9 protein-coding genes and 1 pseudogene are annotated in these 7,560 nt (G+C 55.0%); 7 read left to right on the top strand and 3 right to left on the bottom strand.

Annotated features, from left to right (window positions below):
* Positions 1 to 118: 118 nt before the first annotated feature.
* A complete protein-coding gene (locus tag Q0C28_RS07635) occupies positions 119 to 634 on the bottom strand; it encodes a LysR family transcriptional regulator (RefSeq protein WP_293574385.1) in 516 nt (171 codons plus the stop codon).
* Positions 635 to 730: 96 nt separating this feature from the next.
* On the opposite strand from Q0C28_RS07635, the gene pcaC reads away from it, so the two are divergent.
* The 6 genes from pcaC to Q0C28_RS07605 are packed head-to-tail and all read left to right on the top strand — an operon-like array spanning position 731 to position 5,181.
* Positions 731 to 1,117, top strand: coding sequence for a 4-carboxymuconolactone decarboxylase (pcaC, locus tag Q0C28_RS07630; protein ID WP_293574383.1), 387 nt, complete (start codon positions 731 to 733; stop codon positions 1,115 to 1,117).
* Positions 1,114 to 1,854, top strand: a complete 741-nt coding sequence (pcaH, locus tag Q0C28_RS07625; RefSeq protein ID WP_293574382.1) for a protocatechuate 3,4-dioxygenase subunit beta — start codon at positions 1,114 to 1,116, stop codon at positions 1,852 to 1,854. The genes pcaC and pcaH overlap by 4 nt, the downstream gene beginning before the upstream one ends.
* Positions 1,855 to 1,859: 5 nt before the next feature.
* Positions 1,860 to 2,453 carry a protocatechuate 3,4-dioxygenase subunit alpha gene (pcaG, locus tag Q0C28_RS07620; protein WP_293574380.1) on the top strand — a complete coding sequence of 198 codons (594 nt, stop codon included), beginning with the start codon at positions 1,860 to 1,862 and terminating at the stop codon, positions 2,451 to 2,453.
* 9 nt (positions 2,454 to 2,462) lie between these two features.
* Positions 2,463 to 3,311, top strand: a complete 849-nt coding sequence (locus Q0C28_RS07615) for a 3-keto-5-aminohexanoate cleavage protein (RefSeq protein ID WP_293574378.1) — start codon at positions 2,463 to 2,465, stop codon at positions 3,309 to 3,311.
* Entirely contained in the window at positions 3,311 to 4,096 is a 786-nt protein-coding gene (gene pcaD, locus Q0C28_RS07610; protein ID WP_293574376.1) for a 3-oxoadipate enol-lactonase, read from the top strand. The genes Q0C28_RS07615 and pcaD overlap by 1 nt, the downstream gene beginning before the upstream one ends.
* A complete protein-coding gene (locus Q0C28_RS07605) occupies positions 4,093 to 5,181 on the top strand; it encodes a 3-carboxy-cis,cis-muconate cycloisomerase (RefSeq protein WP_293574374.1) in 1,089 nt (362 codons plus the stop codon). Before pcaD ends, Q0C28_RS07605 begins: the two co-directional genes overlap by 4 nt.
* Here the strand turns inward: Q0C28_RS07605 and Q0C28_RS07600 are convergent.
* Complete coding sequence (locus Q0C28_RS07600) at positions 5,156 to 5,947, bottom strand: hypothetical protein (protein ID WP_293574372.1); 792 nt, start codon at positions 5,945 to 5,947, stop codon at positions 5,156 to 5,158. The two genes, Q0C28_RS07605 and Q0C28_RS07600, sit on opposite strands and share 26 nt — an antisense overlap.
* Positions 5,948 to 6,094: 147 nt before the next feature.
* Here Q0C28_RS07600 and Q0C28_RS07595 point away from each other — a divergent pair, with 147 nt between their 5' ends.
* Positions 6,095 to 7,303 carry an FAD-dependent oxidoreductase gene (locus Q0C28_RS07595; RefSeq protein WP_293574370.1) on the top strand — a complete coding sequence of 403 codons (1,209 nt, stop codon included), beginning with the start codon at positions 6,095 to 6,097 and terminating at the stop codon, positions 7,301 to 7,303.
* A gap of 111 nt (positions 7,304 to 7,414) precedes the next feature.
* On the opposite strand, the pseudogene Q0C28_RS07590 reads toward Q0C28_RS07595, so the two are convergent.
* Positions 7,415 to 7,560 (bottom strand): annotated as a pseudogene (locus tag Q0C28_RS07590) (IS481 family transposase); the annotation flags it as partial.

Here is a 7,560-nt window from a genome sequence, read left to right as displayed (position 1 = left end):
TCTTCTTGAGCTTCGAGCTTAACGGCCCGCGCCCCGTTCGATTTTTGAATATTTAAGGTTCAAAAATCGCCCAGGACGCTACCAACTGGGGAAATTTCAAACGCCCCTTTTGGGGAGATTACATCCGGCACTTACACTGCTTAAACGTCACGCCCTGCGACACTTCCTTCTCAGGCATCCGTCCGACTACCAAATCAAGCGCGCCGTCTCTAAGTTGATTGAACAAGAGCCAGTTCGGCCCAGTCAAAATGTGCAGCCTGACATGCGGCATTTCCTCCCTGAACGCCAAAGCCGCGCGGGGCAGCAGATCAGCCGCAGCGGTTGGCAATACCCCAACAGACAAGCGCGCGCTCAATTCCTCCGTTCGCGCGACCCTATCGCGAGCGCGCATCAACTCTATCATAGAAGCGCCTGCATGGGCTTGGAACATCTTGCCCGCCTCATTGAGCTGCAGGCGGCGCCCTACCCTGTCGAACAAGGCCGCGTCTACCATGCTCTCAAGGTCCTTGATGGTACGTGAGACCGCGGGTTGCGTAATATTCAGATGATTTGCCGCTGCCGAAATGCTTTCGACACGGGCAACCTCTAGGAAAACCCTAACGTACCGCAGGCGGAGATGTTGATCCCAATTCATAATCATTTAGTTATGATAGCTTCGGATATTGTCAATATTCAGAATAAATTTGTCATGATAATGAGTGGCTCAGGATACAGTCTAGGACGTTGGAGCATGGAACTTGATCGCCAGAATCTAGGAATGAAAACCAGACGGGCGGTTCTTGGTGACGCCCATGTGGATCGCGCAGAATCGCAGACGTCAGAATTTGATCGTCCCTTTCAGTCACTCATAACCGAAAGCGCCTGGGGGACCGTTTGGTCCGATGACACCATCACTCGGAGAGATCGGTCTTTGCTAACGCTCGCATTGTTGGCGGCCACAGGAAACTTCGAAGAGATCCCCATGCACATACGGGCAACGGCAAACACTGATGCGACAAAGGATGATGTCATGCAGGCGTTTCTGCATGTTGCAATCTATGCAGGTGTGCCGAAAGCGAACCATGCGATCAAGCTTGCCAAAGCCACATACGCTGACATGGAGAAAGACGGGCAATGACGAACACTCCTAAACAGGTTGATCCGCTTAATCCGCGCGACTGGTCACGTCAGCCGCCCGCTTATTGGCCCGACTACAAGACAACCCGGGCCCGAAGCCCGCAACGCAAGCTGGTGCGCCTTGCGGGATCGATGAGCGAGACAACCGGGCCCATTTTCAACCACGATGATCTCGGCGCAAACGACTGGGACCTTCTGACGAATTTTGCAGCGCCGGGGGAATGCCCAATTGGCCCTCGCATCCTTGTTCATGGTCGCGTCTTGGATGAAGACGCGCGCCCCGTTTCTGGTGCTCTGGTCGAATGTTGGCAGGCAAATGCAGGCGGTCGATATCGCCACAAGAATGATACCTATCTTGCGCCAATCGATCCAAACTTTGGGGGGTGCGGTCGCACTCTGACCGGTATCGATGGAACCTACAGGTTCCGCACCGTTCAGCCCGGCGCCTACCCCTGGCCAAACGGGCCAAATACATGGCGTCCTGCACATATTCATTTTTCCATCTTTGGGCACAGCTTTGCGCATCGGCTCATTACGCAGTGCTATTTTGAGGGAGACCCCTTCATTCCACATTGCGCGATTGTGCAATCCATCCCCAGCCAGGATGCCGTTGACGGTCTGATCGCGCGGCTCGACCTGGAAGAGACGATCCCCCATGACACTGTCGCCTATCGGTTCGACATTGTCCTTCGCGGTCGGACGGCGACACCGTTTGAGAACCAGCTGGAATGGACGTGAACCCGATGGCAAAGACGACAGAGCTGCTTTCTGAGACGGCCTCGCAAACAGCGGGACCCTACGTACATATTGGATTGTCACCAAATGCCGCCGGTTTCGATATCTACGACAAGGAATTGGGCGCTGATATTGCTGGTCCCAATGCCAAGGGGCAACGGATTAGGGTCGAAGGGACGGTCTGGGATGGACAAGGTGAGTCAGTCAAAGACGTCCTCATCGAGATCTGGCAACCAAATTCAGACGGCAACTTCGCCCATTCAGACGCGGTTGAAGATGCGTTTCGCGGTTGGGGGCGGGTGATCAGCGATTTTGACACCGGTGCTTGGGGGTTCGATACCGTGCGACCCGGCGCATCTGGGCAAGAGGCCCCTCACCTTAATCTCTGGATCGTAGCACGGGGTATCAATGTTGGGCTGCACACACGGATGTATTTTCCGGACGATAGCGATGCGCATCTGACAGATCCGGTGCTCAACAACCTTGACCACGATCAGCGCGCCACTTTGGTTGCCGCAGGCGACGCAACCAGCGACCTTGCAACGTATCGGTTCGACATCCGCCTTCAAGGCGATGCTGAAACCGTTTTCTTTGACATCTGAGACGACGACATGACCACCCCTTGCATCATCTGCGTGGCTATCACGGGTTCCGTTCCCACAAAGCAGAATAATCCCGCGGTTCCGATCACGGTGACCGAACAGGTCGAGAGCACTCATGCCGCGTTTGAGGCGGGGGCCGCAATCGTGCATGCCCATGTGCGCAACGAGGATCAGTCACCCTCGTCCGATCCCGAAAAGTTCGCGCGCCTCAAAGAGGGCTTGGAAAAACACTGCCCAGGGATCATCATCCAGTTTTCCACGGGGGGGCGCTCTGGCGCAGGCCAAACACGGGGAGGGATGTTGCCACTTCGTCCCGATATGGCCTCCCTATCTGTCGGGTCCAACAACTTCCCCACGCGCGTCTACAAAAACCCACCTGACTTGGTCGACTGGCTCGCAGGCGAAATGCTGACACATGACATCAAGCCCGAGATCGAAGTATTCGACCTAAGCCATATCTTCCAGGCCGCAAAGCTGCATGCGGACGGCCGTATCGCTGAAAGACCCTATGTTCAGTTTGTCATGGGCGTGAAAAATGCCATGCCTGTAGATCGCTCCGTTTTTGACTTTTACATTGCGACGACAAAACGATTGTTTGGGGATGATGTGCTATGGTGCGCTGCCGGGATTGGGGCACAGCAACTCACGGTCAATGAATGGTCCGTTGCCGCCGGTGGTCATGCGCGCACAGGTCTTGAAGACAATGTGCGGCTGGATCGCAAGACGCTTGCACCCTCAAATGCTGCCCTTGTGGAACGAGTCGTTGAGATCTGTGAAAAGCACGAGCGGCCTGTTGCAACACCTCAGGACGCAAGGCGCCTTTTGAGGTTAAGACCCGCTCAGACTGCGACGAACTAATGCCCGATTTTCTGCGCGCCAACGGCCGTTTGCATCATTATCGCTTTCGCAAGGGTACCGGAGACACAAACCTCGTCCTTGTGAATTCGCTTGGAACCGATCTGCGCACATGGGATGCGGTTCTGTCCCACCTTCCCGATGATCTGTCGGTCCTGAGCTATGACAAATCTGGTCACGGCCTGTCTGAATGTGGTGCCACCACCACTGACGAATTCGCCGCTGATCTGGAAAGCCTCATGGAAATCCTAGGTATCAACTCCGCTTTAGTTTGCGGCGTTTCCTTTGGAGGCATGATTGCTCAGGCGCTGGCCGCCAAGCGGCCCAACCTTGTGCAGTCACTTGTATTGTCCAACACCGGCCTTCGGATCGGGACGCCTGAAACGTGGTCTGAACGCATCGAAGTGCTGAGGCAACACGGGCTGGCGCCAATGGCAGATGCCATTCTTGAGCGATGGTTCGCGCCCGCATTCCGCAACCGGTATCCCGACACAACTTTTGCTTATCGCATGATGCTAACTCGAACCCCAACGGAGGGTTACATGCAGGTCTGCGATGCAATTCGGACGGCGGATCTGTCGGTGACGTCGGCGCAAATTACGTGTCCCACTTTGTGCATCGCAGGAAGCGAGGATCTTGCAACACCCCCTGCCACGGTCAGGTTGATGACTGATGTCATTCAGGGATCACAATTTAAGTGCTATGACGGTGTCGGCCACCTCCCCTGCATCGAAGCGCCGGACAGGTTTGCAAAGGATCTGCTGATCCATGCAGGGTATTTGAAATGACTTCTGTCTTTGAGCACCCATTCCTTGGCAGTTTGTTTGGTGATCGGCAGGTTGCAGAATTCTGGTCGGAAAAGCAGCAACTTGAGCATTACCGCGCGTTCGAATGCGCCCTCGCGCGGGCGGTCGAAGACGCCGGGCTTGTGCCCGAAGGCGTCGGCAAACAAGCTGCGGAAAAGATCGCTGGGGCGACAACCGACATTACGAGGCTGGCAAAAAACACCGGGCGGGATGGTGTGCCAATCCCTGATTTTGTGCGTCAGCTAAAGGAGCAGATTCCTCAGAACGACGCAGTTCACTTTGGTGCAACGTCGCAAGATGTCATGGACACCAGCCTGTCGCTAACGCTGCAAGCTCAGAACACCTGTTTGCTTGAGCGGCTAGATGCGCTCGATCACGAAATTTCAGGGCTGAAAGATACCTTCGGAACAGCACCGCTCATGGCGCGTACGCGGATGCAAGCCGCTCAGCCCATTTTGGTACCGGATCGCCTTGAGGTTTGGAAATCGGCACTTCAAAATCAAAGTATGAGCCTTTCGAAAATGAAACAGCAGGTGGAAAAGTTACAGTTGGGCGGGGCTGTTGGAACACGCTCGGCCTATGGCTCAACCGCCGAACAGATTGTCCAGCACATGGCCGAAACACTGAACCTTGCGCCCTGCCCAGTTTGGCATGCCGACCGCGGGGCGCTGGCCCATTACGCCGGAACGCTCTCTGGAATTTCTGGAGCATGCGGCAAGATCGGTCAGGACATATGCCTTATGGCCCAGCAGGGGGTTGATGAGATCGCTCTGGCAAACGGCGGTTCATCATCCGCCATGCCACACAAATCCAACCCCATTCTGGCCGAGCTACTTGTGACACTCGCGCGCTTCAATGCAACGCAAATCGCCGGAATGCACCAAGCGCTGCTGCATGAGCAAGAGCGTTCAGGCTCTGCCTGGATGCTGGAATTGATGATATTGCCGCAGATGTCCGTGACGACGGGTCGTGCCTTGAGCGCTTGTTCTGAACTCCTATCTCAGGTTCGGCGCATTGGTGACAATGGCTCGGTCGACCCGATCAACGATACAAACCCAAAAACCTAAGCTGCGGTTCGAGCTGACATCGGCCCATGTCACTGCCATCCACGGTAAACTTCTGAGCGTTCTTCGACAGCTTAATCAGCTCGGTATCCCCGTCTCCCGTGACAACATCACATACAATTGTTGTGGCCTCAATTTGCGCCGCGCCAAAAGGCAAGGGGTCATTTGATGACTTACCCAGAATAGTTGCGTTTACAAGAATATCGCATTTAGCTTTAGGATCGTTTTGAACCGCTACCTCAGGCCAAAAATTTTGAAGGCTGTTTGTTACCCGCGCCACTCTCCCAGCGTCAATGTCCACAACAGACAACTGCGCTAAGCCAGCTTCACAAAGGGCATCTGCTATGGCCCAGCCGGCGCCCCCGCCTGCCCCAAGGATGAGCGCTGACCGTCCCGATGGATCTACGCCCTTTCCCTTGATCGCGCCGACCATCGCAAGGCCATCCGTCGCATCACCACTCAAGGTGCCGTCCGGTAGTCGACGCAATGTGTTCAGCGCCCCCAGTCTCTCTGCCCGGTCCGTTTTGTCATCCGAAAATTCAAAAACGTCTTGTTTGTACGGATATGTAACTGAGCAGCCTAGAAAACTCTCGCTAGAGCGCATGAAGCGCAGAAAATCTGGCAAAGTATCCGGCGCTACATCCATGGCCAACATTTGGACGTCTAGCCCGTGTTCCGCGAACCAAGTGTTGTAGGCGGGTGGAGAAAAAACAGTCTCAACGGGCCGCCCAATTATTGGGAAGATTTTCGTTTTCCCTGTGATGCCCATATCGATGAACCTCAAGTTTTCAATATTGACGCACTATAAGCCATATTATAAAAAACATCCAATATTTTGGCAATCATGTAACTGTGCGTTTCCAATCCCATGGCCACTGGCCTGGTTGGACCGCGTTATGAAGAAAGGACGCGACTGATGACGGATCGACAGTCCCGACCCGAAACACATTATGACGTTGTTGTCGCGGGAGGCGGAGCGGGCGGTGTAGGCGCCGCTCTTGGCGCTGCACAGGCCGGCGCGCGCGTGCTTCTCGTCGAGAAATACGGCTTTCTTGGCGGAGCAGCGACAAGCTCCAACGTGCTCGCTTATTGTGGGTTCTTCCAACAGGGTGCTGAGCCAATCAAAGCTGTTGGTGGGGTTGCGGACCTTGTTTTGGACGAACTCAAGGCGCTTGGACTGGATTGTGAGCCCTTCAGTTCCCCCACAACATTGAATTGGATCATTCTGCTTGAGCCTGAGGCCGTCAAACTGGCCTTGGATCGAGTTCTGCACCGGCATAGTGTAGATGTCCTTCTTCATGCGCGAGTCGCGGCTGCGACGCGTACAGCGGATCAGATCGAAGCAATTACAATTGCGGCGATGGATGGTCGGCGCCGCGTCATAGCCGAAGCCTTCGTTGATGCGACCGGTGACGCCAATCTGGCGCTCGTCGCAGGGCTGCCTTGTCGGACTGGCAATGACATGGGCCATCTGCAGGCTGTAACTGGACCCATTCGCGTTGGTGGGCGCAACAAATCAATTCCGATTGATCGATCTGCGATCATCACGGCGTTTGAGACATATAACGAAACCGGCGCTTATCCATCGGCGCGACCGGACGGCGGCATCTACACCGAAGTGCCGCGGACTGGCGATATGTGGTGGATGATGTACGATCATGCACTGACGGATTTGTCGTCAGAGAGCTTTACAGAAGCCGAGCAAGCCTCACGGGCAGCAGGCTATGAGTATGTGGAAGTTCTTCGCAAGCACGTCTCCGGATTTGAAGACGCCTATCTTTTGCAAACGGGTCCGCAGATCGGCATCCGCGAAAGCCGCCATCCCCCTGCCCGATATGAACTGACAAAGGAAGACCTCTTAACCGGGCGCCAACGCTCCGATGGTGTGGCACGCGCGGCTTGGCCCATTGAAGATCACGCGGTTCCGGGAAAGCCAGTTTATGAAAGCATCGGAGGTGAAGGCTTTGCTGACATCCCGCTCGACTGTCTTCGCGCCAAAGGTATCGACAATCTATATTACGCGGGGCGCACTATTGGCGCTGATGCGGCCGCATATGCCTCAATACGTGTCATGGGAACTGCATTCGCGACCGGAGAGGCTGCAGGGCGCGCAGCGGCGAATTGACCAATCGATCATATTGAGGTTGAGACAAAAAGTTTGTGACGGGTTTTGGATCACGAAAGGAAACCAGAACCAGAGTTACAGTGTCTACTATCGCCCCTGTTTCAGCATTCTCTAGTTGTGGAGCCTCAATAGGTTGTTCCGATTTAATCGTAACCGGCTGATTGGTGGTTTTGATTTTAGGGCCGCGTGTGGTCTGTGCCAATTGTAGAGATGTGTCCAGACGGGCAGATCGGCGGCGCGGTCGTCTGAGGTCTGGT

The sequence above is a fragment of the Phaeobacter sp. genome (genome assembly GCF_022825805.1).
Lineage (GTDB): Bacteria > Pseudomonadota > Alphaproteobacteria > Rhodobacterales > Rhodobacteraceae > Phaeobacter.
The sequence above is the reverse complement of the archived record's forward strand: the minus strand, read 5'-3'. Positions and strand labels throughout refer to the sequence as shown.

Bases quoted from the DNA above. Each gene is read 5' to 3' on its own strand.
- Q0C28_RS07605 (WP_293574374.1), top strand. From the start codon at position 4,093: ATGACTTCTGTCTTTGAGCACCCATTCCTTGGCAGTTTGTTTGGTGAT.
- Q0C28_RS07615 (WP_293574378.1), top strand. From the start codon at position 2,463: ATGACCACCCCTTGCATCATCTGCGTGGCTATCACGGGTTCCGTTCCC.
- pcaH (WP_293574382.1), top strand. From the start codon at position 1,114: ATGACGAACACTCCTAAACAGGTTGATCCGCTTAATCCGCGCGACTGG.
- Q0C28_RS07635 (WP_293574385.1), bottom strand. From the start codon at position 634: ATGAATTGGGATCAACATCTCCGCCTGCGGTACGTTAGGGTTTTCCTA.
- Q0C28_RS07600 (WP_293574372.1), bottom strand. From the start codon at position 5,947: ATGGGCATCACAGGGAAAACGAAAATCTTCCCAATAATTGGGCGGCCC.
- pcaG (WP_293574380.1), top strand. From the start codon at position 1,860: ATGGCAAAGACGACAGAGCTGCTTTCTGAGACGGCCTCGCAAACAGCG.
- Q0C28_RS07595 (WP_293574370.1), top strand. From the start codon at position 6,095: ATGACGGATCGACAGTCCCGACCCGAAACACATTATGACGTTGTTGTC.
- pcaC (WP_293574383.1), top strand. From the start codon at position 731: ATGGAACTTGATCGCCAGAATCTAGGAATGAAAACCAGACGGGCGGTT.
- pcaD (WP_293574376.1), top strand. From the start codon at position 3,311: ATGCCCGATTTTCTGCGCGCCAACGGCCGTTTGCATCATTATCGCTTT.